The sequence below is a fragment of the Caenimonas terrae genome (genome assembly GCF_042655405.1).
GTDB lineage: Bacteria > Pseudomonadota > Gammaproteobacteria > Burkholderiales > Burkholderiaceae_C > Ramlibacter > Ramlibacter terrae_A.
Window position 1 is genome coordinate 1 of record NZ_JBHSMF010000014.1, and the last position, 1,938, is coordinate 1,938.

Consider the following 1,938-nt stretch of genomic DNA (forward strand, 5'->3'; position numbering starts at 1 on the left):
CCCAAGGTCGTCCCGCAGCTGCGCCGCGCCGTTCCTTGGCCGCCGGTTACGTCCGACGTTAAAGCGCACCGCAGGAGGGTCATAGCTTATGGACAGTCTTCTCTCTCTACTGGCGGCGCCTGGGGTGGCCCTCGGAGCGTTGGCAGGCTTAGCTCTTGCGCTTCTATTTTTTTGGCTCGCCCCCGCTGGCACTGACATTGTGGCTGCAGGCGCATGGTTCGTAGGGCTTGGGTGCCTGATCGGCTTGCTTTGGTCAACGCTTAGCAGGCGAAAGCAATGACGTGCCTGCAGCATTGCCGGCGCCGCTTTAACAGGTCCGTCAACGCGGACGCCCCAGGCCGTCTCGCAGCTTCGCCGCGCCTCTCCTTGGTCGCCGGTTACGTCCGACGTTAGGCATCGGGGAAAGGCACGCATGGGTGAGTACTTCTGGCTTTTCTGCGGTGCCTGGTGCGGCCTGGGCGGCGCCGCTTGGATGAGGGTTGCGCTCCGGAAGAAGGTGGAGGCTGGCGAATTCACAAGCGATGAAGTCTCCTCATTCACGCTGCGGTACGCGATCTGGATCTTTCTTCCGTGTCTCGCACTTTGGCTCCTTCAACGAGCAGCTGGCCCGGCTGCCACACCCGAATACTTCAAATGGCAGGGCACGCCGAAGTTATTAGCGTTCGCGCTTCAGCTGTTTGTCTGGTCTGCATTACTCTACTGGGTGTTTCTCGGTAACGGCGCCGCAACTATGTCCAGGTACATGCGTGCAACCCAACGTTCTTCGAGCCTACTTAATGGCCCAAGAGCAGTGCAGGTGTGGTCGGTGGCTGCGGTTCTTGCCGGTTTGTTCGTGCTCTTGGGCCCCTATGCCTAACAAGTCCGTCAACGCGGACGCCCAAAGTCGTCCCGCGGCTCTGCCGCGCCGTTCCCTGGTCGCCGGTTACCTCCGACGTTATGCCGCTTAAAGGTAGCCCACTTGTTATAGGGAGGCACGATCGGCTCGAAATGGCGGGGCGCCAGTTAGAGACAGCGCTTGAGCTCTACTTCGACAACAGAGATTTCTACTCTGTCATTACTTTGGCGGCCGCCGCTGATGAAATCTTCGGGCAAGTTTTGCGGGCTGCCGGCCAGGCGCCGCAACTCGAACGAATAAAAGAAGCAGTAGCTGCGGTGCATAAGCAAATGTGGGGGCACGAAGCAGACCTGAAGTCAATCGCAGATCGCGCGAACCGCGCGCGCAATGCGCTCAAGCACTGGAGTGAAGGTCAGCCCATGGTTGTAGAGTTCGATGCAGAGGAAGAGGCAAAGGACATGCTGGAGCGAGCCATTTCCAACTACTGGTCACTCTACAAGAACCTCACCAGCGCCATGCTGCGTTTTCAGAGGGAGCATCTCCGTGCGGCATAACAAGTCCGTCAACGCGGACGCCCAAAGTCGTTCCGCAGCTGCGCCGCGCCGTTCCTTGGGCGCCGGTTACGTCCGACGTTAGACCGCTCAGGTATGTCCTCTCTCACGTTCATTGCCATCTTGCTTTTCTTGGGTGCGTTTAGCGGGATGATCTTGTCGGGAACAACAGCCGCAGTGTTTTCGCTTGCAGCTCGGTTCGCGAGGACGCCTGGGCAAACGCACCTCTCAATCCGCGACCTGATCGCCTATGCAGGCGCAGCGATAATTTGCGGGTTAGTCCTAATTGGGCTAGTGATAACCGTGGTCTCGTGGACGAATCAGCATCCCGAGTTCCCTAGCGAGAAGCGTGCGTATTGGGTGGGATTTTTGGGGGCTCTTCTTGTGTGGCGCATAGCTGAGCTAAAGAGAGATAAACGTGGGTGAGCGGTCTAACAAGTCCGTCAACGCGGACGCCCAAAGCCGTCCCGCAGCTGCGCCGCGCCGTTCCATGGTCGCCGGTTACGTCCGACGTTAGCCCTCATGAAGTGCTACAGGCGCGGAGCTATCCCT

Annotated in this window: 2 protein-coding genes; both read left to right on the forward strand. The window is 59.1% G+C overall.

The window, feature by feature from the left end; translation table 11 throughout:
• Positions 1–412 precede the first annotated feature (412 nt).
• Positions 413–856: a hypothetical protein gene (locus ACFPOE_RS21990; RefSeq protein ID WP_376852482.1), complete on the forward strand. Its 444-nt coding sequence runs from the start codon at positions 413–415 to the stop codon at positions 854–856.
• 131 nt (positions 857–987) lie between these two features.
• Entirely contained in the window at positions 988–1,389 is a 402-nt protein-coding gene (locus ACFPOE_RS21995; protein WP_376852483.1) for a hypothetical protein, read from the forward strand.
• Positions 1,390–1,938 lie beyond the last annotated feature (549 nt).